This window comes from Streptomyces sp. NPDC050121 (assembly GCF_044460385.1).
Lineage (GTDB): Bacteria > Actinomycetota > Actinomycetes > Streptomycetales > Streptomycetaceae > Streptomyces > Streptomyces soliscabiei.
Map to the genome: position 1 here is coordinate 1 of NZ_JBITJV010000034.1, position 23,212 is coordinate 23,212.

The following is a 23,212-nucleotide window of genomic DNA, read 5'->3' on the forward strand; positions in this document are numbered from 1 at the left end:
GCGCGGGGGGGGGCGGGCGGGGGGGCCCGGGCCCCCCGCCCCCCCGCCCCCCCCGCGGGGCCCCCCGCCGGGGCGGCCCGGGCGCCCCCCCCCCCCCCCCCCCCCCCCCCCCCGCCGAGGTTCATCCTTGGCCGCTGCGCCTATGAGGGGGCAGACGGAACAGGCGGAGTTGTCACGCCGCGTTGCGCACGATGGTCAGCTTCGGCCGCGCCGTCAGGCCAGCGGCCACCGCCCCGTGCGTGTCGACGTGGTCCTTCAGGAGGTGGCTGTACGTGCGCCGAAGCTCATCGACGGAGTCGCCCACCCAGGCGGCCACGGTGTGCTCCGGTATGCCGTTCTGGAGGCATGTGGAGATGAAGGTGTGCCGGAGGTCATGGAAGGTCGGAAGGTTCCCCTCCTCGTCCTTGATGCCCAACTTCAGCATGGTGGGCTTCCACAGGTCATCGTTGAAGTGGTTGCGGCACAGCAGATTGCCCCGTGACGACCAGAAGAGTGCTCGGGCCGAGCCCCGCTTACAGTCGTCGATCTTCTTCCTGTGCTCCCACATCACGGTCTTCGTGGATCGAGGGGGGAAACGCTGGGTGTGCTCGGCGACAGCTTCCAGGAGGTACGGAGGCATCGGCGTGTTCTTCGAGTTGAGGCGCGGGCTCGTCTTCAGGCGGTCTACCAGGAGGGGTCTGTAGCGAGTCTCCTTGATCCTCAGCACCTGCCGACGCACGGTGAGCAGGCCTTGGGCGCCGTCGATAACGTCATCGCACACAGCGAACGCTTCGGCCTGCCGGACGCCGCAAGCGAAACCGAACATGGGGATGAGGCGGTAGCGCTCGGGGAACTCGTCGTAGATCGCCCAGCACTCGTCGGGTGTGAAGACGTACGACGTCGACTCGCCTACGTACGGCCCATCGACTTCGTAGGTCGGGTTTGAGGCGATCTTTCCGTTCTGAAGGGCGTCCTTCAGGACCATCTGGAAGACCTTCCAGTGGCCCTCAGCGGTGGAGTTGGCGAGCTTCTCGTTGTCCTCCATCTCCTGGACCCAGGCTTCGACCTGAGCCTTCTTGATGTTTCTTAGGCGTTGTCTGCCCCAGCGTGGATTGAGGTGCACGCGGATGGCTATCTCGTACTTCTCCAGGCTGGTGTCCTTCACCCGCCGCCTGCTGAGCCAGTCAGCCGCCCACTGTCGAAAGGTGAGGTTTGACTCCACCGGCTCCGGTGCCGCGCCTGGAGGTGTTCCGTCCAGAAGTGCCTGAGCTTGAGCCTGGGTCAGGCCAACGGACTCGGGAACCGACGCGCGCGTGCGCTTGCCGTCGACCGTGAGGTTGTATTCCCAACTGTGGTGACATCCGCCCTTCTTGGGCCTGTTCTGATCGGAGCATTCGCACCGCTTATAGACAGTGGGCTTGCGTGCCACGGGACGCCTTTCGCGATCTTGGTTGTTTCTCAGGTGACTCCCTGGCCAGGGGAGTTGGACTGTACGTAGGCGTAGCCGTGGCAGGTCAAGTCGTCGCGTCAGAGGCTGTGTCGCCGGTGAGGACCCAGCATTGGCAGCTATAACTCATGTGCCGGCGCCCGAGATTCATTCCGTGCGCGCGTCTAGCCATGCCTCGAAATCGCGCTCCCGTACGCGGAGAATTCGGTCGCTGATACGAACGACGGGGATGTCCCAAGTTCTGTAGTTGTCGAGCACCGTGCGCTTTGGGACTTCCATGCGTTCGGCAATCGTCTCGAAACTCAGCAATGCATTTGAACCGCCGCGCGCCATGGTCGTCCTTGTTCATCCGTAGGTGCCCCCGGGCGGACTGTTCCGGCCGGATGGAGCCGGTTACATTCAGTCCGGCACCGGTAAGTACGTCGATCGCTGGAATCTGTTACACCTGTGGAGATGCGCGGCGGCCTGCAGGGGGAGGGCGCGGCTCCGGGGCGCCCGTCGGGTTGGTCCTCGGCGACAAGACCGTTGGCGTCTGGAGGCCGGCGTTTGATGGCCGCGCGGGTCACGATCGACGCTGATCGCGCCATGCGGGTGGGCGCGTGCTGCCAGGGGGCTGCAAGCACGGCAGGTTAGTGAGTGGCGCTCGGTGTCGCAGACCTGTTCGATGTGATCCGTAAAGGATTGGTTATGCTGCCTCAGCGCCGCATCGGAACGCGATCGTCCGTTGGTGGGGGAACTGGGAAGGTGGGCCCGAGTGCGGTGCCGTAGCTGATCATCACCGGCTTGGGGGGATAACACGCCGTGACCGACACTCTGGAGGCTCTGGTCGCACGCGCCGCAGCAGGCGGGGACGAGGGGGCTGACGCTATTGGGGCGTTGTACGACGAACTGAATGACACCGTGTACCACTGGGTGCGGTTCTACATCCGAGACGGGCACTTCGCGGAAGACCTGTGTCAGGAGGTGTGGCTGAAGGTCGCCCAGAACATCGGCAAGTACCGCGCGGGGACGAGTCTGCTGGCCTGGCTGCGCACGATCACGAAGAACACCGCGCTTGATCACTTGCGCTCGGTGCAGCGGCGGCCCTCGGAACTGCTGTACGCCGATCATCTTGAGCTCGACCGGCCGCGCTTTGACCAGAGCCCGGAGGAGCACGCTGAACGGCGGGCACTGGCTGAGGCCGTTGCCGCCCGCATGCAGAAGCTGCGTCCTGAGCAACGCGAGGTCCTGATTCTGCGGTTCTTCGACGGGCTGACCCCTGGCCAAACCGCGCAGATCATGGGGAAGAGCGACGGCGCGGTCCGCACCCTCACGGTGCGAGCCCTACGCAAACTTGCCGAAGTCATGCCGGCCGGGGAGTCGTCTCCTCAGCTGATTGAGGAACTGCTGACGGCGGTAGCGGGCAGAAATAGGGTTGTCGGAACACGGGTAGAGACACGAGAGGCGAGGGCGCATGTCGCGACGCGCTGAGCAGAGCGAGCGTCTAGAGCGGGCGCTGGATGGCGGGCCCACCCCTCACGATGAGGAGACCCGCGAGATGTTGGCTGCTGCGGGTGCGCTGCGGCCTGGTTACCAACGCAGCCCTTCCCGGGTGCGCGATGCCAAGGAAGCGATGCTTCGCGAGTTCGCGCGCGTCCAGAATCCGCAGGAGGCGCGGGAGGACGCCGGATCGGGCGACGGCCTGGATGAGCCGGAGATCCATCGTGAGGAGATCGAACTCCCCGATGGCGCTCAGCTCGTCCTCACCGACATCGAAGACATTACGCCTGAGCGGGCCGAGAAGACGGCCGCGCGTATCGCTCGGATCTTGAACACCAGGGAAAGGGACCGCCAGAGTTGAGCAGCGCAATATCCGGGGGCCGCGGCACCTGGGGTCAGTCGTGACCGAGTCACAGCCTCCCGTACGAATCCACATCCTGACCCCCGAGGACGAGGACGACGCAGAGCTCACCGACCTGGGCCTTGTCAACCTGGGCGGTGAACGCCTCCTGTTCTTGAAGCCGCAGAGCTTCGACTCAGCCGTACGACAGGTGCGTTCTGCATTGCCTGATCTCCCACTGGAGCAGGTCGAACGCATGGTCCGTGAGCACCCGGAGTTCAAGGACTTCGGTGAACTGCTGGGAACCGACAAGCCAGCTCCACCACTCGACATCACCCCCATGCCTGACGAGCCGCTCCTGCCTGGACGCCCGCGCGGCCGAGCGAGGCGGTGGGTTATTGCTGCGGCGTTGGTGCCTGCGCTCGCAGGCAGTTGGGCGCTGGGCTACCTCACCGCCGGTAGCCCGGCAGGAACCTCAGCGAGTGCACCGGACTCGTCGCCGAGTCCTTCCGCTGCTTCGGCCGGGCAGTCCTCGGTGAAGCCGTTCGTCGGCCCGGAGTTTCTGGACTTCTCCAATGCTGGCCAGATCGACTGCAAGCCGATCGCCAATCTCGAAGCAGAATGCACGGACGCTGACGGCATGGTGATGGCAAGCAAGGCGGCCATCGGACCGGACAGTACGATCTTCACCTTCTCGTACGGCGCAGAGCGCATAGGGCTGAGGATCTTCGCAGACAAGGACTATGCGGAGACGTGGGTCCGGCAAGACGGTACGACCGAGCTGTACCCCAATCTCTCCCGATCCGGCCGGTACGTGCTCTGGGGCACGGACAAGGGGCGGTTGTCGGAGTACACGGACTTGATCCAAGACACGGAAGCCAACTCGTCGGCGAAAGCGAATGTGTCGGGCTTGGCGGCGCCGCTCCCGCCTCGTCTGGCGGCTCTCACCCTAGGTACGTTGGGGTTGGACAGACAGGACGTGGAGACCATCCTGTACGCGCCGAACAGCGCACCGGTCGATGAGTCTGTTCTCCTGGCCGCGCAGTCAGTGCTCGGTGTCCAAACCACCGCCCCGTGGGTCACGGGCGGCGACGATATCGCGGCGATCGCTGCGGGTCTTGATCAGCCGCCGGTGGTGTCCGTGCCTGTGCACACTCCGGACATGGAGCCCCCGGTTGGGCCTGTGGTGGACGGCCGCACGGATTCCACGCCGACTGAGAGCACGGAAGGGACACAGCCGACGACGACGTCGCCAGCTCCCACGACCGCCACCCCGTCGACGGAGCCGAGCACCCCGACGGACCCGACGGAGCCGTCCACCGGGGACACGACGCCGAGCGAGCCTCCCGCAGAGACGATCCCCACGGCCCCGGAGTCGTCGGACCCTCCGGCCACCGACCCGGTGGAGGAGACGCCGGCCGCTCCCGTCGAGGAGGTCCCGGCTCCGGCCGACGAGACGCCGACCATCCCGGTCGAGGAAACCCCGGCGCCCGCGGAGACGCCGGCCGCTCCCGTCGAGGAGACGCCCGGGCCTGTCGAGGACACGCCGGCCCCGGTCGAAACGCCTACAGAAGGCGCCGAGCCCCCCGGGCAGGCAGCAACTCCGCCCGCGGACACCACGGACCAGGCCGACGACGGCGACCTGCTAATCCTGGACTCCGCCTGGACCGTCGCCGCAGCCTGAACAAGCCCGAGGGGCCCCGGATATCAGCCCGGGGCCCCTCGAGTGCGTGTCGGTCAGAACGGCGGATCGTCGGGCGCTGGGCCTGCCCACGGGGCATCGGCAGCGGGCCGCCCATGCGCCGCGGCCGCCGGACGCTGCGCGCTGGTTCCGGTCTTGGTGACCTTCGCCGTGGCGTTGCGCAAGCTCGCGCCGACCTCCTCGACGTCCAGCTCGAACACGGTGCGCTTGACGCCCTCACGGTCCTCGTAGGACCGCTGCTTGAGGCGCCCCTGAACGATGACGCGCATACCGCGCTGCAGAGACTCGGCGGCGTTCTCGGCAGCCTGGCGCCACACAGCGCAGGTCAGGAAGAGGCTCTCGCCGTCCTTCCACTCGTTGGTCTGCCGGTCGAAGGTGCGGGGAGTTGAGGCGACGCGGAACTTCGCGACCGCGGCGCCGGAGGGAGTAAAGCGAAGTTCGGGGTCGTCGACCAGATTGCCGACGACGGTGATGACGGTTTCGCCTGCCACTGACAGGGCCTTTCAGGGACGGGGCCGGCCCGCTGGTGCGGGCCGGCCCGGACGGAACACGCTCAGGAGAACAAGAGCTTCCAGGTCTTCGGCCCGGGAATCCCGTCGGCGTCGCCCGCCAGCTCCTTGCGGGCGAGCTGGAAGTCGCGGACGTTCAGCCGGTCCGCCTCGCCCCACTTCGGTCCAGGGCCGGAGGTGTAGTGCTTGCCGTAGCCCTTCCGAACGAGCTGCTGCCCGAGCAGGGTGACGGACGCATTGCTCTTGCCGGGACCGAACTTGTCGACGCCGGGGAACGGCGGCGCGGGCTTCGCGGTGACCTTGCCGGGCAGGATGCCCAGCAGCTCCTTGAGGGAGGCCTCGCCGGGGACACCGTCCGCGGCCGCGCCGCTGTAGCCCAACGACTTCTGGAACTCCTGGTAGTTCTTGGTGTCGGCGTCCGTCCAGGTGGGGCCGGGGCCCGACGTGTAGTGCTTGCCGAACCCTCGCTTCTCCATGGCCTGGCCGACCTTGGTGACGTGGTCGCCCTTGGCGCCGTAGCCGTAGACCAGGCCGTTGATGGTGACCTGGGCGCGGGAGACCTCGGTGCCGCCGCTGGGGAGGGAGCCGCCCGGGTTCGGGGCGGGCGCGTAGTCCCCGGCTGGCATGCCCGCCTTCACCCACGCGTACAACTTGGTGCCGGGGCAGGCGGTAGCGAACCCGTCCCTGTGGCCCTTCTTGGCCAGCGTGCGGCCGGTCTTCTTGCACGCCTCCTCGTACAGCGCGCGGCACGCAGCCAGGGCCTTGGCGCTGGGCTCCTGGTCGCCGCCGATGGCGATCTGGACGCCGATGCCGGTGGTGTTGTGGTTGGGGCAGTGGGCGCCCTGGAGAGTCCAGCCGCGGCCCTCGTAGATGTTCCCGGCCTGGTCGACGACGAAGTTGTAGCCCACACCGCTCCACCCGTTGCCGAGGTGCTCGGCCTCGATGGCGCGCATGATCGCGTAGCCGGTGCGGGTGATGTGCGCGCCGCCGTCGTAGTGGACGAAGAACTCAGTCCGCTTGGTCAGCGAGACGGACGCCGGGGTGCCGTTCCAGGGCTTCGCGCCCCAGGTGGCGCGGGAAATGATCGTGGTCATGGGGGTGGTGCCCTCCGCTTGGATGATCAGTGGAAAGGGCACCGTGCAAGGCGCGGATGGTTAACGTCGCGTGCTGGCCGTCAGGGGTCGATGACCTCGGCGTCGACAACGCTTCCGTCCTCCAGCTCTGGCGGGTACTTGACCGAGAACAGCGTCTTGTCGAGGCGTTCGGCGAGCGCCGACAGGTCGACGGGCTGCTCGTCGTCTCCGGCCGGTCCGCCCAGGCCAGTGATCTCGACGGCCACCACAGCGTCCTTGCCGTAGTGCTCGCGGTGCTGGCGCTCGAGGTACCAGGCGTCCGCGCGCCAGTCCGGGGAGGTGCGGTCCTCGACGGTTTCCTCGACGATCTCGCCCGTGACGGAGTCCCGGAACCGTCGGGTGGTGACCTTGGTGACGATTCCGCCGTCTGCCACCCTGCGGATGTTCGCCATGGCGCGCGCGGCCGCGTGGGCGCGTGCGGTGCGGACCCTCTCGTACAGGGCGGCGTACTCCTCCGCCTCCTCGTCGGGTTCCTCCCCTGACTCGCGGGCCTCGATCTCGGCACGGCCGAGCGCCATCCAGCGCAGGAAGCTGGTACGGGAGATCCCGGCCATCTCGGCGGCCAGCTCGACGGCGATGCCCGTTCGAGAGGCATTGACGAGGCGCGCCTCGACCTCGTCGGAGAGCAGGCGCGGGCGGCCGCCGCGGCTCTGTGGCCGGCGGGCCTTGCGTCGGTTGGACATGGGGGGACCTCGCGGCGGGTTCAGCGGCCGCTGTTGAACAGGTGGCCGCAGGCGGGGCAGGTCGTGTGTGCGGCGCGGCCGTCGTCGTCGGGGCTGAGGCCACCCTCCCGTTCGCCGTCGTCGGGCAGGTGCAGTGTGGGCGGTTCGTCCTCGCGGATGCCGCCGGGCAGGGTCTCGGGGTCGACCTGGCCGAGGAGCTTGTCGATCTCGTCGTGGGGGATGGCCAGTGAGTCGAACAGCTCCGCGTCGCCGGTCGCCAGGTCCTCGAGGACCGCGGCGAACTCGCGGGGGTCCCATCCACCTTCGCCCGGGAGGCGGTTGAGCTTGATAGCCAGGGCCTCAGCTTCGGCGTCGGATCGGGAGGACCAGCCGCGCAGCAGGGGGACGAGCCATCCGCCGTCCTCGTCGAGGACGACGCCGCCGGGCAGGGACATCCCGCGGTTCTGCATCTCGATCAGGGCCTCGCGGCGGCCGTGGCCGTGGAGGACGTATTGGGTGCGCTCATCAGCGACGGGGACGTCGACCAGGCCGTGCATGCGGATGGCGTCGATGAGAAGTTCCAGCTCGTGCCGCTTGGGGTTCCGCGGTGCCGGCGTCAGTTCGGTGAGCGGCACGTAGGCGATGTAGCGCGGCGGCCTGGCGATCGTCTCGGTCACGGCTGGTTGGTCCTCTCCCATGCGTCGGTGCCGGCGATGGGCGGGGGCTGCGAGCCCGCGGACTTCTACCGCGGCGCCCTGCCTCGCAAGCAGGACGATGCCGTCATGGCCGGTCCCCGCCCGTCGCCGGGCCGGTGCTGCCCTCGTTCCGGATGGGGCGGCGCCGGGGCTCCACCGCTGCCGGTGACGTCGCCGGGAGCAGTAGCGCCATGGGGGAACGTAGGAAGACGCGCCTCTAACGTCGCGTCTACACACGCGAGTCTCATTGCTGTACTATCCAAAGCGGCTGGGAGAGCGACCCAGCTACCTGGGCCTAGGTGTAACAAAAATCGGCGGTTGTCGTACCTCCATACGACGCCCCGGAACACCCCGCCCGGGACAGTCCCAAACCCCTGGGCCTTGGCGTCCGGGGAAGGAAGGAACACCGCAATGGTGAACGACGCCGTGGAGGACCCGCAGGCCGACCAGCCAGCCGAGCCTCGTCTTTCGGACGTCGGTCTGATCGGCGCCCTTGCCCGCCTGTTGAACGACCATCAGAAGAAGGTCGTCAAGCCGGTGGTGGACGCGCCGAAGGTCCCGTTGATCAAGGGGTACGTCGAGGGCGGACAGTCGGACCTCATCATCCGAGTCGGTGACGACGTGATCGGCCGGTACAAGGTCAACCTGGCGCAGCCGAAGGTCGTCGTCGACGAGGACAACGAAGCGGCACTCAACGAGTACGCCGACAGCCACGGCGGCATAGAGGTCATCATCCGCCGGAACCCCACATGGGAAGCGTCCCTGCTCACGTACGCCAAGTACGACGAGGACACGGGACAGATCATCGACACCCGCAACGGCGAAGTCGTGCGGGGCCTCAAGTACGAGAAGGGCGGGGACCCCACGGGGAACCTGACGTGGACGTGGGAGCAGGGCGAGGTCGGCAAGAAGCGGCTGATGCGCCTCTACCAGGAGGGGGCCTTGAACGACCTCCTCAAGGAGAAGCCAGAGCTGATGGCCGGACCACGGCCCACCGCCGAGGACGCCCAGCACTGACCGCCCCGGGCCCAGCCCCCGGCGGCCGGGCCCCGCTTCCCTCCTGAGGAACAACGATGGCCACGCCCACTGACGTGATGAAACCGGCACTTGCCAGAGGCATATCCGACCGCGCGTTCCGCATCCTCTACGTGCTCGCCGTAGACATGGAACGCGGGTGGGTCCCGCTCTCCTCCGTCGCTGAACAGCTCGAGATGACTTCCCACCAGATCCGCCTGCCTACCAGCGAACTGCGCGCGGCCGGCCTCATCGAGCATGACCGGCGCTACGAGAAGGGCAACACCGGCAGACCGACGTGGCGCACGTACGTTCGCCTCGTCGACGACAACGCCACCGAGGCCACTCCGTGAGCCGCTTGACCAGTCGCAACGGCGTCCGGATCAACCGACGCCCCTACGTCCACGTCGACTCCCAGACGGTTCGCGACACCGCCATGAGCTATCGCGCCCTGGGAATCCTGACGTACCTCCTGGACCAGAGCGAGGACTGGCAGGTGAAGTCCGAACAGCTCTCCAAGGGAGAGGGCCGGGAAGGACGGGACGCCGTCCGCAAAGCGCTGCACGAGTTGGCGCGCCGCGGCCATTACCGCTTGGAGCGCCGCCGGTTCCGCAACGGCCAGAACGCCATGGGAACCGCCATCTCCGAGTTCCGCGTCGAGCAGTGGGCCAAGGACTACGTCACCTTCGGGGAGAACCTGACCGTCCCGGTGATCGAGCAGGAGGACGGCTCTTTCCTCGTGCACTACCCCGACGGCTCGTTCGGCGCCGATGGGTTCGCCATCGAGGCCGCGGGCGCCGAGCCCGACGTCGACGACGAGCCCGAGGAGGAGACGCCCGCCGAGGAGGAGCCGGAGACGCCGGCCGCCCCGGCATCGAAGCCCACCCAGGCTGCCAAGCCCGCGGCCGCCAGGAAGGCTCCGGCGAAGAAGGCGACGCCCAAGGCTTCAGCCGAGGAGCCGAAGGAAGCGGCCGCCCAGAAGGCAGCGGAGAAAGCCCTCCTCGACGCGGACGCCGAGGAGGTCGCCAAGTGGTGGTGGGCGGACGCGGAGAAGCGGTACGGCCCGTACGTCGGGGACAAGCGCGGATACCTCGGCATGCGCAAGCAGGTCCGCAACGCCCTGGAGAAGGGCTACACCAAGAACCAGTGCGGCAAGGCCCTTATCCGCGCCGCGAAGCACTGGCCCAGCGCACAGCAGTGGCAGGACGCCCTCGGCATCGTCACCAACTACATCCAGCCCCGGAACGCCGGCGGCCGCGTCCCGTACAACGACGCCGCGACATGGGGCGGTCCGGGCGACAGCACGTCGAACATCCCGGGAGCCACCAACGCCCCGCCGCCCAGCACACCCGCTGATGACGACCATGACGACGCCACGTTCGGCATCGTCGAACGACCGTAAGGAGCGTGACCCTGATGTCTCTCACCACGGACGCCCCGGCGGTCCCCGCACCGGCCCGCGGGATGAACTCCTTCGGCGCGCTCAGCGAGCACCTGATGGCTGTTCTGGAGCGCGGCGGGGCGGACATGTCCAAGCTCGGCGTGCCTGCGCAGCCGGAGCCGGAAGACGGTCTGTGGGAGGACGTGAGTGTTCCGCAGGCCCGCGCACGGCGGAACTTGTGGAGGAACAGCATGACGGACGCGGCGCACGACGAGTACCTGCACTTCCGCTTCGAGCACTTGGACCCGAGCCAGAAGCCGAACACCTTGCGGAACTGGATGAGTTCACTGGTTGAGGCGAAGAAGCGCGAGGCGCGGCCGGAGGTCCTGAACCTGATCGTGCCGGGGAACATCGGCAGCGGAAAGACGGCTGCAGTGTGCGCGCTCGGCAACGAGGCCGCGGAGCAGGGCCTGGTCGTGCGGTTCGTGAAGCACGCCACCTACCTGACGTGGCGCCGTCCCGACTCCGCTCCGCACAACCTGACCGCGCACCAGGTGCGGGAGCGGTTCGTCACCTGCGATCTGCTGATTCTCGACGAGCTGTGCGGCGAGATGGACATGACCGCCACGGAGTTCGCCCGCAAGGAGACCATCGACCTGATCGACTCCCGGCTCGCGGCCGGCCGCGCCACGGCGTTCTCCACAAACCTGCGCAGCCGCCGGTCTGAGGAACACCCCGGCTTGGGTGTGGTGGATATCCTCGGCGAGCGGCTTCTGTCCCGGCTCGAAGCCTCCGCCCACCTCGTGAAGATCCACGGACCGGACCGACGGAAGCCGGAGAAGCCTCTCGACTGGTGACCGCGCCGAGAAATGCCCCCTTACGGGACGAAACTGACGCGGTGTGAATTACGTCAGAGCGTGCGAAGGAAAGACGCTATATCGTTTGGTCGACCCGGACGGCCATGAGCATACGTCGGCCGGGGCGACCCGAACGAAGGGATGGTGTCTTGTCGAACCTGCCGTTTTTGCGTGCCCGTAAGGGCAGGGCGAAGCAGCCGAAGCCGCTCACCGAGTCCGGAGTGCCGCCGCTCACCCGCTGGGAGTGCTTCGGCGCCGTCCTCACCTCGCTGCTCGCCGTCGGCGTCGGCGCCCTGGGCTTCTACGCGTCCTTCGACGCGGTCTCCCTCAAAGCGGTGTCCTGGGGATTCGATGACCCGTGGGTGCTGCCCGTGTCCATCGACTCGGCAATTCCCGTGTTCACCGCGGCCAACCTCTACCTGATCCGTATGGACATGGCTCTGGCGTGGGTGCGGTTCGTGCCCTGGGCGCTGAGCCTGATCACCTGCGCCCTGAACGTCGCCGCGGGCAACTCCCTGTGGGCGAAGGTCGCACACGGCGCGATCTCCCTGCTGTGGGTCGGCGTTTCCGAGATCGCCGCACACGCCTACGCCGTCCGCATCGGCGCCGCGACCGGCCGTCGCCGCCGCCTCGACAAGGTCCGCTGGAAGCGCTGGCTCCTCTCCCCGGGGCCCACGTTCGTGCTGTGGCGCCGCATGAACCTGTGGGAGCAGGAGTCGTACGACACCGCCCTCAAACTGGAGCAGGAGCGCCTGGTCTACCAGGCCAAGCTCCACGGACGGTTCGGCCGGAAGTGGCGCCGGAAGGCGCCGGTCGAGGCACTGCTGCCGCTGCGCCTGGCGCGCAACGGCATCCCCCTCGCCGAGACCGCCCCGGACGGGCTCGCCGCGGCCGGCATCGAGACCGCCGGGCCCTTCGCTGCTCTGCCCGCTCCCGCGGCACCGGTCGCCAAGCCGCTCGCGCCCGTCCCGGCTGCCCAGGCGACGCCCCGCCGGGTGACCGCCACCGTTCCCGCACCCACAGCGGCCCCGGCCTCAGTCCCAGCCCCATCCCCCGCGCCCGCTGCTCAGTCACCCGCCCCGACTCCGGCGCCGACGTCGACCCCGCTCACCGAGGCGCAGGTGTACGACATGATCAAGGATGCGATCCAGGCCCGCGACATAGACCGCTTCAACAGCGGAGACCTGACCGGCTCCGCCATCGGACGGGCGATGGGCCAGACCGCGCAGAACGGCCGCAAGGTCCGCCGCCGCCTGCTCTCCACGTACGCGGCCAAACTCCTGAACCAGACCCTGCCCGATAACTTCACGGTCGAGGACGTGATGACCGCAGCACGGCCGTAAGGCATGCTGCACCCACCCGCACCAACGCGGCGGGCACCCTCCACGGGGGTGCCCGCCGCCTGCATGATCGGACCGTTCATGAGACCGGAGATCCTGGCCCGGATCGCCGCCGCCCGTGCCGCACGCGACCTTTCCGACCTGGCCCGTCAGGCGGTCGGCGCGACAGCCGAGCCCGTCAGTTCCACCGAGCGCATCCGGCGCGCACGCGAACTGCGACAGATGGTCAACGAGTACGTGGACCGAGTCGTACTCGGCGAAGCCCTGGCCGGCGCCGACTGGCAGGAGATCAGCAAGGCGCTGAACCGTCGCGACCCGAAGACGGTCGAGGGGGAGTACGCGGACGCCGTCGCCGAGTGGAGCGCGCACGAGGACGAGGCCGACTCCGAGGACGAAGGCGCAGAGGACCTGGACGCCTGGTACGCCCGGCATCGCGAGGATCACGACCCTGACCTCGAAAAACCTGTCGCTGATCTGCTGAACAGGCATTGAGGCAGGCCTTCATGCGGGTAGAATGGTGCAGCAATGAGACTGTGAGAGCTTAACGGTTCAGCTGTCTCATTCTGCGCGGGCAGAGCAACCCGCGCGTCCCGAACGAAGGATCACCGATGCCTGGTATCACCACGCCCTTGCGTGAACGCAAGTCCCGCCGGCCGACCGGTCTCCCCAACCCGCCCATGATCGTGCTGTGCGGTCCGGAGAAATGCGGCAAGAGCCACGAGGCCGCCCGTGGTACCGGCTCCGACCTGATCGGCATCGCGTTCTGGATCGAGATCGGCGGGTCTGAGGGAACAGCCGACTACTACGGTCGAGTCCCTGGCGCCAACTACGAGATCGTTCCGCATGACGGCAGTTACCAGGACATCCTCGACGCCATCCGATGGGCCGTGCACCAGCCGCAACGCGTCGCGGGCAAGCCGAACATGATCGTCATCGACAATGGCTCCAACCTGTGGGACATGATCAGCGACGAGCAGGCCCTGTTCGCCCGGCGACGAGCCGTGAACAAGGCACAGGAGAGCCGTCGTCGCGCACCCAGCCTGGACGATCCGGTCGTCGTCGACCCTGACTTGTGGAACCGGGCCAAGGACAGGTGGGGCGAGATCCTTTGGATGCTCCGCCGCCACGCCGGGCCCGTGGTGATGATCGCCCGTCAGGAGGTTGTCACGGCCTTCGAGAACGACAAGCCCACCCGCAACACGACCCGGAAGATCAAGGCGGAGAAGAATCTCCCGGCCGCCGTCGACGCGATCGTGGAGATGCGCGGCATCGGTGATGCGTACCTGACGGGAGTGCGCACCCTGCACTGGGACGTGAAGCCCGGCGATACCGTCCCGTTCGAGGACTTCAGCATCGACGCCCTTTTGCGCCGTATGGGGTTCGAGGAAGCGGCCACACACCGTCAGGTCACCGAGTCGCGCCCGGAGGCCTACCTCGACGAGCAGCAGCCCACCCAGCCACCCCAGCCCCAGCGTGCTCAGCAGCGCCCCGCGGACAACGAGCTGACCGGCCCGAAGGCGGCCGCGCTCATCAAGAAGGCGCTGGAAGACCCGACCAACCCCGAGATGGCCCTGCAGGGCATCCGCGAGGAGTGGGGCATCCGCACCCTTCAGCAGATCCCCACCGAGTCCCGGCTCGGGAAGATGAGCGCGGACGCCCTGATCACCCGCTCCCTCGCGTACATCAAGGCACAGGCCGAGAAGCGCCAGCAGGGCGCGGGGGACAAGAAGCAGGGAGAGACGACCGGCACCGACGCCGGGCAGGCAGAGACGACCAGCACTCCGCCGGCCGCGGTCGAGCAGGACCAGGCGCGCGAGCACCGCGAGACGCCGCCGGAGTCCTCGGCGCCGGTCCCGCCCACGCCCGAGCAGGAGCCTCCGGCCGAAGGCGCCACCCCTCCGCCGCCGGACCCGCAGGCCGAGGAGCCGCCGTCCGCTGAGACACCCGAGGACACCAGCGCGGCCGAGGAGCCGCAGGACATCCCGGCCCGGCCCGCGGCCAGACGCGCCCCGAAGAAGAAGCCGAACGACCCGACGGAGTTCGCGCGCCAGGCTCTGCTCGACGAAGCCGAGGTACAGGCCCGCTTGAAGTTCACTACTCGGCGTGACCTCCTCCAGCCGATCTACGCGAACGGAGAGCCGGGTTTGGCTCAGCTCCGGGACTTCGTGCAGGGGCAGCGCGCCGAGGTGATCGCGCTCCTGGAGGAGAACGACCAGGCCGTCCTCGCCGACGTCTACCGGCGCGCGCCGATGCCGGATCTTGGTCTCGCTAAGAAGTTCGCCCCCTACTTCGACAGCGCGCCCGCAGGGCAGTGAGGTGACGCGCGCCCGGGGCCCCTGGGGCGCGCCCACCGCTCTCGCGCGCCTCCCTCCCTGCGTCACCTCACCTCACCTCACGGGGCGCGCGGCGCGCCCTGCCCCCGCCTGCAGACGTGCCTCCGGTCGGTGGCCGGCGCGCCCGTGATCGCCTCCCGGGGCGCGCCCGCGCCATCCGACGCGCGCCATACGGGACCCAGGGCGCGCCTCCGTGGGGCGCGCCGCGCGCTGATCTTGGCGTGCCTGCGAACCCTCGCGATGGCGCGCGCCGGGGAAGGGCGCGCCCCCGATCGGCGCGCAGCGCGCCCACCGATTCGCGCGGCGCGGCGCGCTTGATCTCGACCGGCGCGCCCACGCCTGCGTAGCCGCGCGGTATGGCGCGCTCAGGACGGCGCGCCCCTCGGAGTCGATGACGCGCGCCCTGTGACCTGCGAATTCATCGAGGCGCGCCCGGTGGGCTGCGTGGCGCGCGCATGCCTGGCGCGGGGTGAACGGGCCAGCGCAGCGCGCGGCGAGTACGGCGCGGGTCCTCGAGCGCGCCGTCGACCGCGCGGTCCGGCCGCGCCGCGCGGCGCGGGTACTGATCGAGCGCGCGCCGGTTCCCCTCGAGCGCGCGCCAGTGGCGCGCCTGGCCGGGCCGCTCGCGCGCGCCCGGAGACGACGAAGGGCGCGCCCCAGGCGCGCCCTCTCTCCACGATCCGGCCGGTGTCGCGCGCCCTTACGGCGCGCTCCGCCCGGCGACACGGCGGACCGCTCGTGCGTCTCGGCGCGCCTGCTTCTTCCCTTCCATCAGCTCCTCGCGGACCTGGCGCAGGAGACTCGACAGCTCCTCGGGGTGCTGCTGGCCGAGGAGACGGAGCGCGCGCAGTCGGACGTTCGGCTCGCTCGGCATCCGGCCGTGGCGCGCCTCGGCGTACTGGATGGCGTACCGCAGGAAGCGCGCTTCCGCCAGGACCCGGTCGCGGAACTCCTTGACCCGGGCATCGCGCGCCTTGCGGCTTTCGCCAGCCGCGGCCGACGGCAGGAACCGGGCCGGTTCCTCCATCATCAGACGGCAGATCGCCTCAGCCCTGCTCGCTACTCTCGGTGAGCGGAAGGCGAGAGCCTGCACCCGCCGCGGCACCGGTCCTGTGACCGGCTGGTCGCGGACGAACGCTGTCCACCGACGGGCGAACGTCTCGTCGTCGAGCGCGGCGAGCTGTTTGGCTTCCTCGTGTGCGAGGTCGTCGACGACGTCCTCGTACGGACGCGTGGCCGCCTGGAGAGCTGCCCGGAACGGAGCGATGCGGGCCGCCTGCTGGTTCTTGCTCTCGCCCTCCTGGCGGGGCATGAAGCTGCGCACCCGCTTGAGGGCCAGCTCCAGCGCATCGAGGGTCCGCGGAGCCATCTGAGGGGAGAGCAGTGCCGCGCCTTGGACGTCGCGTGGGGCGCCGGTCTTGGACCCGCCGGTGACGTACTGGACGACCGCGTTCATCAGGCCATCGGGAGACATGCCTGACAGGCGTTTGATCTCCGCCTCGATCTCCTGTGCTTCGGCCATGCGGTCTGTTCCTCCTCGGGTTGGGGGGCCCGCTGCTCTCGGCGCTGCCGGGGCAGCAAGAGGTGGCCGTACCGAGCTTTGCGACAGCGTGTGCCGGCTCATCGCTGAGCAGTGCTCCCCGGCCCCGAGTGCTCTGCACGCACCCGGTGGTCTCGATGCCTGGTGTCAGGCGCGTCCCTGGAGAAGGGTCACCGCGGTGTCCGAGAATCCAATGACGCCTGACGGCTATCTCAACGCTGTTGTCGCGGCAGCGGTACGGCCACCTCGAGTGCTGATGGTACCCGCCGGCGAAGGGCCGGGCAGGTGCCCTGGGCGCTATTCGGCCTGCTGAGCCGTTTTCTTGGTGGTCAGGGCCTCGATCATGGGGGCGAGCTTGCTCGGCTTCCAGACGAGGTCGTAGGTCGTCTGTGAGGCCGCCAGGACGCCGAGGAGGGTCGCGGCTGTGAGCTGTCCGTGCTGGAACTGGGCCCATCCGCCGTCTGCTGCCACGGCGAAGACGCCGGCGACGAGCGCGGCCACGACCGCCACGGCCTTCTTGTACTTCGCCGACCAGGCGGGCTTCTGCACCACCGCGGTGAGGAGCGGCAGCACGGCGCCCACCTGGGCGCCGTTGGAGAGGGATTCGAGCGTCTGCGACATGAGGTCCTGCCCTTCAACGAGGTTGTGTGTCGGGCGGACTGTGCGCGAGGCGGCCTCCTTGCGTCGCGTGCTGGATCAGCCGTCGGGCCCGTCGCCCAGGTCCTCGGCAATCTCACGGGGCGCGGCTGGGGCGGGGTGCTCGTAGAGCTTGAGGAGCAGGGCGCGGAGCTGGTGGATGTACTCGACTGCCGCGGCCTTCCACCGCCGCCACTGCCTCTGTTCCTCCTCCAGGCGCTCGACGCGGTTTTCCAGGGTGGTCACCCGCTCGAGCGTCTGTGTGTTCGTCGCCCGCTGCTGCTCCAGGAGTTGGGTGAAGCCCTGGACCATGGTCTGCACCGAATCCACGGTGGTGGTCTTGCGGTTGTTGCTCCGGTACACCAGCCACGCCCCGCCCAGCACGCCCGTCATGCCGAAGAGGGGGGAGAGGACAGGCGCCAGAGAGGTGAGCCACTCCACGAGCGCCTCCTCGGTCATCGGTCGTCAGGTAGGGGTGCGCGGGAGCCGGGACCTGTTGAGGTCCGCGGCTCCCCGCAGCCCGGAACGCTGCACCACGCCGGGCCCTTACGTCTCGGCCTCCTCGAGCCGCGTCGTCTCGGCGGACGTGGGGCCGACACCGGCGACGGCATTCCAGCCCATTCGGATCGCGTTAAGGATCTCGTCGTCCGTGATGGCTGCGGCCATGGCCGTGGGGTCCGTGGCGCCGCCGGCGGCAGCGGCGGCGGCCGCGGCCGCCGCAATCATGGGTGGCGAGGCGACGATGCCGACCATCATCTGGGCGGCCTGCGGTTCGGTGGGGCTGAGGACGGTCTTCGAGAGGTTCCAGCGGGCGGGATACCCGGGAGTGTCCGGGGGTTCGGCGAACACTTCCTGCGCGATCATCGCGATGGCCATGCGAACGCGGGGCAGTAACGTCGGCTCTGTGGCGAGACCGCAGATGGCTTGCAGGGACAGCGGTAGAGCAGGCATGGCGGAGGCTCCTCACTTGGTGTAGGTGACGCGGAGCTTCGGCGGGTTGGTCTGGCCGTAGCCCCGGGCGCGGCCGTAGTACGTCAGGCCGGAGGTGTTTGGGTCCAGGGCGATGCCCCGCCACTTGGTGGAGTCGAACACCGATGTGATGTCCACCCACTTGCCCTCGTTCTTCGCCCAGGAGATCGTCTTGGACTCGGGGTCGCAGGAGAACGTGGACGGTCGCGATGTGAAGCCGTGGGCCTTGATCACTGCCTTGCCGCCGCTGTTGTTGTACCAGTGATCGAAATACAGGTAGACCTCGGCTTTCTGGATGGTCGCGCCGGACAAGTCGGTGCCCAGGGCGGACGAGAAACCAATGAGACTGGCCTGCATGCCGTTGGTCGAGCTGTAGTAGCCCTGGTAGCAAGAGTTCCCGTAGTACGAGTTGTACGAGCCGCGGGCGGCGTACGAGCCGGACCAGGTGGCGTTGTACGTCTTGGTGTACTGGATGACGGGCGGGGTGGCTGTGCCGCCTCCGGTGTTGTAGCCGCCGGTCTTCGGGATCTCGGGGCCGATGTCCTCGACGATGAAGTAGCAAGTCCTGCCGGTGGTGGGCAGGCCGAGTTCGAACGTCGTGCCGCTGGTGCTGCCCTCGTTGTTGAAGCTGAGCAGGAACCGGTGCAGGCCTGCACCGAGTGCGCTTGCCGGCGCGATGTGCTCCAGCTCGGCCGTCCAGTACCGGCCCGTGTGCGACGGGGTGAGGATGCAGTGCTGGCGCAGCGTCGAATTGATCGTGGGTGTGGACGCCCCACCGTCCCGGAGGTAGACCCGGGCCTCACCGTCGTTGGCGGTGTCGAAGTCGGCCGTGGCGTGGAACTTGATGCGGTACATCCGGCCGGCGACGAGCGTGGCAGGCAGCTCGAAGTAGCCGATCTCCGTGCCGGTCGACGTCACGGTCGTGGCCGGCACGCCGTACGCGATGATGCCGCGCGGCCGCTGGTCGAGGATCGTGAGTAGGTCGTCGCCGCCGATGGTCAGGCCGTCGGCGATGGCCATCGCCTGAAAGCCTGCCTTGCCCTCCTGGTCGATCGTGGCGACGGGAACGCCGTCAGCGGAGAGGGTGAGGTAGTTGGGGCGCCCGGTCAGGAGCGCGACGGCTTCCTCACCCGCCTCGTCGAACAGTTGCAGCCCTATGGGCGACAGCTCTGCCCGTGCCCCAGCGAAGCCGGAGGCGGTCACGAACTTGGCGTCGGCGTTGTCCCACAGCACGCTGCCAGCCGTTGACGTGACGGACTTGATGCGAACAACTACCTGTGTTGTGCCCGAGGGCGCAGCTACCGCAGAGACTCCAGAGATACGAGTCCAGGCGCCCAGGGTCGCCAGGCCCGTGCCGGTGGTTATGACAGCGGCGTCCAGCGGAGTGCCCGAGGCGTCGCGCCATTCCGCGTAAATGCTGATGCGGTCGCCCACCCAGTCGGTGGACGCGAAGTAGTCGACCGCGAGATACATCTTCTGGCCCGGCACTGCGGGAATCGGACCGACTAGCAGCATGTCCGGGGGCGACGCCGCGTTCACGCGGAGGGCTTGCGCCGTGCCGTTTCCTCCGGCGACGACGGTCCAGGCCGTGCTCCCCGCTACCCGTTGAGCGGACACGGCTCCCTCGAACGAGGGGTCGGCGATCAGGTTTCCGTCGGTGCCAAGGGATAGGCGGTCGGCGGTCAGGGAGCCAGCCTTGATGTGGGTGGCGTCGATGACTCCGGCGGCGATCTTCGTAGCCGTCACGCTGTTCACGGCGAGCTTGTCCGCGGTCACCGCGAGCGCGGCGAGCTTGTCCGTCGTGATGGCGAGTGACGCGATCTTCTCGGCGGTCACGGCCAGGGCGACGAGTTTGTCCGTCGTGATCGCCCCGGCGAGGATCTTCGGTGCGGTGATCGCCCCGTCCGCGATCTGCACGCCTGGCACGAGGGGGCGTAGCGCGGCGTTGTCGAACCAGGCGTCGCCCGCGGTGGCGCTGGCGGCCTGAAGTCGGATTGCGGCCCGTACGGTTCCGGCCGGGGCAGTGGTCGTGCCGGCGAGCCGAGTCCATGCTTCCCGTACGACGGTGGTCGTGCCGATGACGCCGTAGCCGAGGATTGCTCCGGCGGCGTCCTCCCAGCGGGCGTGAATGTTGACGGAGGACCCCGCCCAGTCCGCGGAGAGGTAGTAATCCGTGGCGAGGTGGAGCTGGTCACCGGCCAGGCACGGGATCAGGGTGAGCGGGATGTCCCGGAACACGGCGGTGGCGGACCGAGAGTCGATCTTGAGGGAGGCGGCCGAGCCGTTGCCGCGCGTCTTGTCCTGCGAGGCGTACGACAGGCCCACCACCAGGGAGGCGGCGACCGCTCCCTCGAAGCTGGGGTCGGGCAGGATGTTCGTCCCGCCAACGACGGTCAGTTTCTCGGCCGTAATGGCGCCGGCCGCCACGGCGTTCGCGGTGACGGAGTTCGCGGCGAGTTCCTGCGCCGTGACCGAGTTCGCTTGCAGCTCTCGGGCGCTGATCGCGTCGGCCGCGACCTTCCCGGCCGTCACGGAGTCCGTGGCGAGCGCCGCGGTGGTGACCGATCCGGCCACCAGATTTACGGAGTCGACGATGCCCGTCTTGAGGGCCTCGAGGGTCACACAGTCGACCTGCATGACGCTCGTCGACGTCGTTCCCTGGCCCGCATAGTTGAGCCAGATGTACGGCGCGATGAACCGGACGTCGGCGTGCGCCAGGCCCGCGGCCCGGGGGTCGTTGTTCGGTCCGGCCGAACCGCTCACCCCGGCCGCGGCCCGGTCCTTGATGAAACCGATGACCTGCACCCAGCCGTCGGCCTGTGCGATGGCCTTGCCTGACGCGGCGACGTAGTAGTGCGAGTTCGCGCTGCCGTGGACTCCGTCGCGGTTGACCAGGGTCACGCCGTCGGCAGCGATACCGGCGACGCCGATATAGAAGGAGTTGGAGGCGCCGGCCGTGAGGCGGACACGGGCACTGAGCCGGTACAGGACGCCGGGCTCGTACGGGATGACCGTGTTCCCGAGCAGCCGGGCGAAGCCCGCGGCCTCGCCGACGGTCTGTCCGGTAGGAGCGTCGGCGATTCCGGACTTGTGGGTCCAGGTGGCGCCGGTGCCCTGCGCGTTGACGGTCCAGGCCGCCGGGTCGCCCATCGCGTCGACGTAGCGCTGTGCTGCACTGTCGCTGAGCGCGCCGCCGAGGGCGTTGATCGTGACGGCGCCGTCCGCGATCTTCCCGAGAGTGACCGCGGCCTTGGCGAGCTTCTCCTCCAGGACCGCGCCATCGGCGAGGGCGGCCGCCCCTACTGCTCCAAGGGCGATCTTCGCCTGAGTGACTGCGCTCTCGGCGAGCTTGACCTCGGTGACCATCCCGTCGACCAGGTCCTGCTCTACGGCCTGCCGCGCCTTGCCAGATACGCCCACGGATGGGGCGCTGACGAGGCCCGCGGTGTTCAGGGCGACGAGGCGTATCCATCGCTCGTCATAGCCCTCCAGCGCAAGGGAGACACTGCCGCCGGTGACGTCGACGATGGCCGCGGCGAGCGTGGTGGCGTCTGGGGTGAAGTCGGCGGCCGCGCCGACATGCACCTGCATGGCGGCGAAGTCCGTCGGCGGGGCGTTGGAGTCGTCCCACCAGCCATCCCAGGTGACGGTGAGGCCGGACAGTGCCGACGTCACCGTCGGGGCGCCGGGCGTAGGGGGCGCGGCGGCGGCCGCGGGTTCGGGGACGAGCGCGATCCCGCCGTCCGGCTGCACACCGACCGATCCGGCGAGCGTCCCGTCCTCGGTGTAGATGTCGAGGGTGCCGCCCTCGACGCTGGTGTACGCGGCCTTGGAGGTGCGCTCGAGGTCCTTCAGGCGCCGGTCATAGTCAGCCAGGAGCGCAGCGAAGCGCTTGGCGTCTGACTGACCGTCCAGGAAGTTGACCATGGCGCGGGATGGTCAACGGTCCAGGTGGTTAGTGTCGCGTCCTGGCTAGTAGTGGAAGCTGTCGGACCTTTTCAGGGTGAGGGTGATGAACCCGTCCGCGCTGATCTCGTCGGAGATGATGCGGTGCCATACGTCGATGTCCCCGACCCACGGGACGTGCACCTGGACGCGGATGTCATCGCCGAGGGACCAGGACCCGAACCGGGCGTTGGGGTGGTCGATGATCTGGATGGCGGGGATCTGGAGGGCGGCCGTGCGGCCGGCGAGTTCCTTCGATGCCCTCTTGCGCAGCGCGTCGGCCGAGGACAGCGTCTTGTCGGTGACGGTCGCCACCCGGCGCAGTCGCCGCCCCTGTGACCAGCCGTGGGAAGAGAGGTCTGCCACTTGGATGCGCTTCATCTTCTGGCCTTCGCCGCGCCCCAGGACGATGACCTCGTTGGCGTAGTCCTCACCCATGCCCTCGGGTTTGGCGATGGCGGCGATGTTCTCGCCCTGCGCGAACCGGAGGTCGGTGCGCTTGCGGCCGAGTCGGGGCGTGCCCAGCCTCAGCCGGTGGGTAATGGTGTTGCTGGTCGAGTCCTTCCAGGCGTGCGTCTCGATCCAGTCGAACATGAACTGATTGACCATGGTGTCGAGGGTCTGGCCACAGTCGGGTGCGTCCCACCAGGCGAGTTCCCACGGGTCCTCGCCGTCGGCGGTCCCCAGCAGCTCCCCCTTGTCGTGGGAGTCGATGACCAGGCCAATATCCCCGTTGGGCTTCGACTGGACGTGCGACCAGATTTTGCGGAAGGCGTCATACACGTCGATGCGGGGGCCGCCGTACGACTTGGGGGGCTTGGGCACCTTCCGCTTGGGGTTCGATCCGTCAATGTATCCGTCGTGATTCTTATCTTTGCCCGCGTATGGGTCTTTTGGCGTGATCTTCTTGCCGGAGATGATGTAGCCCTCGAACGGGATGCCGTGCGGATACGTCGAGAACCCCTCACAGTTGACCGTCGCCTGCGCCCCGTCGTACGCGGTCTTGGTGACGACGCCGCCCCACCGGATCGCGCCGTCTACCTCGAGGTACAGCTTCGTGCTCCACTCCTGCAGGATCGGGTCCCCGCTCGGGCCGAGCATCCGCGCGTACTCCGGATCAATGGTCCCGGCCATGGCGCCCGGCCCTGAGAGATCCCGCTTCGGATTTGAGGACAGAGTGAACGGCACCTGCCAGTCCAGCACCTCCTCGGTGAGCGCGTCCTGCGCGATGAAGCGCCACCCGGTCGCCAC

At 68.6% G+C, this 23,212-nt stretch carries 22 protein-coding genes; 10 read left to right on the forward strand and 12 right to left on the reverse strand.

The genetic code is table 11. The annotated features are described in order from the left end of the window. Positions 1-172 precede the first annotated feature (172 nt). Positions 173-1,408 (reverse strand): tyrosine-type recombinase/integrase, encoded by a 1,236-nt coding sequence (locus tag ACIBTS_RS36775; protein WP_399325030.1) that lies wholly within the window; start codon positions 1,406-1,408, stop codon positions 173-175. 165 nt (positions 1,409-1,573) lie between these two features. Then, positions 1,574-1,759 carry a DNA-binding protein gene (locus tag ACIBTS_RS36780; protein ID WP_355754053.1) on the reverse strand — a complete coding sequence of 62 codons (186 nt, stop codon included), beginning with the start codon at positions 1,757-1,759 and terminating at the stop codon, positions 1,574-1,576. 468 nt (positions 1,760-2,227) lie between these two features. Between ACIBTS_RS36780 and ACIBTS_RS36785 the strand changes: the two genes are divergently transcribed. From ACIBTS_RS36785 to ACIBTS_RS36795, 3 genes are read left to right on the forward strand one after another with little or no spacing between them, the layout of a single operon-like run. Next, positions 2,228-2,896, forward strand: a complete 669-nt coding sequence (locus ACIBTS_RS36785; protein WP_399325031.1) for an RNA polymerase sigma factor — start codon at positions 2,228-2,230, stop codon at positions 2,894-2,896. Next, positions 2,880-3,266: a hypothetical protein gene (locus ACIBTS_RS36790; protein ID WP_399325032.1), complete on the forward strand. Its 387-nt coding sequence runs from the start codon at positions 2,880-2,882 to the stop codon at positions 3,264-3,266. Before ACIBTS_RS36785 ends, ACIBTS_RS36790 begins: the two co-directional genes overlap by 17 nt. A 40-nt stretch (positions 3,267-3,306) precedes the next feature. Continuing rightward, positions 3,307-4,929 (forward strand): hypothetical protein, encoded by a 1,623-nt coding sequence (locus tag ACIBTS_RS36795; protein WP_399325033.1) that lies wholly within the window; start codon positions 3,307-3,309, stop codon positions 4,927-4,929. A 53-nt stretch (positions 4,930-4,982) separates the two neighbouring features. On the opposite strand, the gene ACIBTS_RS36800 is transcribed toward ACIBTS_RS36795, so the two are convergent. The 4 genes from ACIBTS_RS36800 to ACIBTS_RS36815 all read right to left on the reverse strand — a co-directional run bounded on the left by ACIBTS_RS36800 (position 4,983) and on the right by ACIBTS_RS36815 (position 7,928). Beyond that, entirely contained in the window at positions 4,983-5,438 is a 456-nt protein-coding gene (locus ACIBTS_RS36800; RefSeq protein WP_399325034.1) for a single-stranded DNA-binding protein, read from the reverse strand. 62 nt (positions 5,439-5,500) lie between these two features. Further along, positions 5,501-6,550: a peptidoglycan-binding protein gene (locus tag ACIBTS_RS36805; RefSeq protein ID WP_399325035.1), complete on the reverse strand. Its 1,050-nt coding sequence runs from the start codon at positions 6,548-6,550 to the stop codon at positions 5,501-5,503. 80 nt (positions 6,551-6,630) lie between these two features. Further along, positions 6,631-7,272 carry a hypothetical protein gene (locus ACIBTS_RS36810; protein WP_399325036.1) on the reverse strand — a complete coding sequence of 214 codons (642 nt, stop codon included), beginning with the start codon at positions 7,270-7,272 and terminating at the stop codon, positions 6,631-6,633. A gap of 20 nt (positions 7,273-7,292) precedes the next feature. Then, positions 7,293-7,928: a ParB N-terminal domain-containing protein gene (locus ACIBTS_RS36815; protein ID WP_399325037.1), complete on the reverse strand. Its 636-nt coding sequence runs from the start codon at positions 7,926-7,928 to the stop codon at positions 7,293-7,295. 429 nt (positions 7,929-8,357) lie between these two features. Between ACIBTS_RS36815 and ACIBTS_RS36820 the strand changes: the two genes are divergently transcribed. The 7 genes from ACIBTS_RS36820 to ACIBTS_RS36850 all read left to right on the forward strand — a co-directional run bounded on the left by ACIBTS_RS36820 (position 8,358) and on the right by ACIBTS_RS36850 (position 14,853). Then, positions 8,358-8,963: a hypothetical protein gene (locus ACIBTS_RS36820; protein WP_280843938.1), complete on the forward strand. Its 606-nt coding sequence runs from the start codon at positions 8,358-8,360 to the stop codon at positions 8,961-8,963. Between the two features lie 56 nt (positions 8,964-9,019). Further along, positions 9,020-9,313: a hypothetical protein gene (locus ACIBTS_RS36825; protein WP_399325039.1), complete on the forward strand. Its 294-nt coding sequence runs from the start codon at positions 9,020-9,022 to the stop codon at positions 9,311-9,313. Between the two features lie 5 nt (positions 9,314-9,318). Then, positions 9,319-10,362, forward strand: coding sequence for a hypothetical protein (locus ACIBTS_RS36830; RefSeq protein ID WP_399325041.1), 1,044 nt, complete (start codon positions 9,319-9,321; stop codon positions 10,360-10,362). 14 nt (positions 10,363-10,376) lie between these two features. Beyond that, positions 10,377-11,198 carry an ATP-binding protein gene (locus tag ACIBTS_RS36835; protein WP_399325042.1) on the forward strand — a complete coding sequence of 274 codons (822 nt, stop codon included), beginning with the start codon at positions 10,377-10,379 and terminating at the stop codon, positions 11,196-11,198. 149 nt (positions 11,199-11,347) lie between these two features. Beyond that, the gene (locus tag ACIBTS_RS36840) at positions 11,348-12,541 is read left to right on the forward strand and encodes a DUF2637 domain-containing protein (RefSeq protein WP_399325043.1); all 1,194 of its coding nucleotides are present in this window, start codon (positions 11,348-11,350) and stop codon (positions 12,539-12,541) included. Positions 12,542-12,619: 78 nt separating this feature from the next. Further along, positions 12,620-13,030 (forward strand): hypothetical protein, encoded by a 411-nt coding sequence (locus ACIBTS_RS36845; RefSeq protein ID WP_399325044.1) that lies wholly within the window; start codon positions 12,620-12,622, stop codon positions 13,028-13,030. A gap of 116 nt (positions 13,031-13,146) precedes the next feature. Continuing rightward, positions 13,147-14,853, forward strand: a complete 1,707-nt coding sequence (locus ACIBTS_RS36850) for a hypothetical protein (protein WP_399325045.1) — start codon at positions 13,147-13,149, stop codon at positions 14,851-14,853. A 718-nt stretch (positions 14,854-15,571) separates the two neighbouring features. Here the strand turns inward: ACIBTS_RS36850 and ACIBTS_RS36855 are convergent. The 6 genes from ACIBTS_RS36855 to ACIBTS_RS36880 all read right to left on the reverse strand — a co-directional run bounded on the left by ACIBTS_RS36855 (position 15,572) and on the right by ACIBTS_RS36880 (position 23,212). Then, a complete protein-coding gene (locus ACIBTS_RS36855) occupies positions 15,572-16,393 on the reverse strand; it encodes a hypothetical protein (RefSeq protein ID WP_399325046.1) in 822 nt (273 codons plus the stop codon). 315 nt (positions 16,394-16,708) lie between these two features. Next, the gene (locus ACIBTS_RS36860) at positions 16,709-17,032 is read right to left on the reverse strand and encodes a hypothetical protein (RefSeq protein WP_399325047.1); all 324 of its coding nucleotides are present in this window, start codon (positions 17,030-17,032) and stop codon (positions 16,709-16,711) included. 75 nt (positions 17,033-17,107) lie between these two features. Further along, entirely contained in the window at positions 17,108-17,506 is a 399-nt protein-coding gene (locus tag ACIBTS_RS36865) for a hypothetical protein (protein ID WP_399325048.1), read from the reverse strand. An 87-nt stretch (positions 17,507-17,593) separates the two neighbouring features. Next, complete coding sequence (locus ACIBTS_RS36870) at positions 17,594-17,998, reverse strand: hypothetical protein (RefSeq protein ID WP_399325049.1); 405 nt, start codon at positions 17,996-17,998, stop codon at positions 17,594-17,596. Between the two features lie 12 nt (positions 17,999-18,010). After that, complete coding sequence (locus tag ACIBTS_RS36875) at positions 18,011-21,943, reverse strand: hypothetical protein (RefSeq protein ID WP_399325050.1); 3,933 nt, start codon at positions 21,941-21,943, stop codon at positions 18,011-18,013. A gap of 45 nt (positions 21,944-21,988) precedes the next feature. Further along, positions 21,989-23,212, reverse strand: a complete 1,224-nt coding sequence (locus ACIBTS_RS36880) for a hypothetical protein (protein ID WP_399325051.1) — start codon at positions 23,210-23,212, stop codon at positions 21,989-21,991.

Coding starts and splice junctions, on each gene's coding strand:
- ACIBTS_RS36825 (WP_399325039.1), top strand. CDS start 9,020: ATGGCCACGCCCACTGACGTGATGAAACCGGCACTTGCCAGAGGCATA.
- ACIBTS_RS36870 (WP_399325049.1), bottom strand. CDS start 17,998: ATGCCTGCTCTACCGCTGTCCCTGCAAGCCATCTGCGGTCTCGCCACA.
- ACIBTS_RS36850 (WP_399325045.1), top strand. CDS start 13,147: ATGCCTGGTATCACCACGCCCTTGCGTGAACGCAAGTCCCGCCGGCCG.
- ACIBTS_RS36780 (WP_355754053.1), bottom strand. CDS start 1,759: ATGGCGCGCGGCGGTTCAAATGCATTGCTGAGTTTCGAGACGATTGCC.
- ACIBTS_RS36820 (WP_280843938.1), top strand. CDS start 8,358: ATGGTGAACGACGCCGTGGAGGACCCGCAGGCCGACCAGCCAGCCGAG.
- ACIBTS_RS36835 (WP_399325042.1), top strand. CDS start 10,377: ATGTCTCTCACCACGGACGCCCCGGCGGTCCCCGCACCGGCCCGCGGG.
- ACIBTS_RS36860 (WP_399325047.1), bottom strand. CDS start 17,032: ATGTCGCAGACGCTCGAATCCCTCTCCAACGGCGCCCAGGTGGGCGCC.
- ACIBTS_RS36810 (WP_399325036.1), bottom strand. CDS start 7,272: ATGTCCAACCGACGCAAGGCCCGCCGGCCACAGAGCCGCGGCGGCCGC.
- ACIBTS_RS36865 (WP_399325048.1), bottom strand. CDS start 17,506: ATGACCGAGGAGGCGCTCGTGGAGTGGCTCACCTCTCTGGCGCCTGTC.
- ACIBTS_RS36875 (WP_399325050.1), bottom strand. CDS start 21,943: ATGGTCAACTTCCTGGACGGTCAGTCAGACGCCAAGCGCTTCGCTGCG.
- ACIBTS_RS36855 (WP_399325046.1), bottom strand. CDS start 16,393: ATGGCCGAAGCACAGGAGATCGAGGCGGAGATCAAACGCCTGTCAGGC.
- ACIBTS_RS36845 (WP_399325044.1), top strand. CDS start 12,620: ATGAGACCGGAGATCCTGGCCCGGATCGCCGCCGCCCGTGCCGCACGC.
- ACIBTS_RS36790 (WP_399325032.1), top strand. CDS start 2,880: ATGTCGCGACGCGCTGAGCAGAGCGAGCGTCTAGAGCGGGCGCTGGAT.
- ACIBTS_RS36805 (WP_399325035.1), bottom strand. CDS start 6,550: ATGACCACGATCATTTCCCGCGCCACCTGGGGCGCGAAGCCCTGGAAC.